1 protein-coding gene is annotated in these 246 nt (G+C 54.5%); it reads right to left on the bottom strand.

Annotation, left to right across the window (positions count from 1 at the left end; genetic code table 11):
* Nucleotides 1-246 (bottom strand): hypothetical protein (locus SCA31_RS24980; protein ID WP_410699641.1); only part of this gene is annotated, 246 nt, incomplete at both ends.

Genomic DNA, 246 nt, shown 5'->3' with positions numbered 1-246 from the left:
CAATAGGGCTTTAACCTTGGGTGCGGACCCGTTCTTCAAATTCATAAAGTCGGCACGCAGAAGCTTCTTCACACTCGAAGCATCATCTGTCTGGAGGGCGGCATCGGCATCAAAAATCGCTGCGTCCCACCGTTTCTTGCGGACGTCGGATGTGAACATCGTGTGAAGGCCGTTCTCGGCAATGTTGATGAGCTCCCGGACCTTGCTGTCGGCAGTCTGAGCATCATTTACGCGGCCCGACTTCAC

This window comes from Chryseobacterium sp. SIMBA_028 (assembly GCF_046535285.1).
Lineage (GTDB): Bacteria > Bacteroidota > Bacteroidia > Flavobacteriales > Weeksellaceae > Chryseobacterium.
The sequence above is the reverse complement of the archived record's forward strand: the minus strand, read 5'-3'. Positions and strand labels throughout refer to the sequence as shown.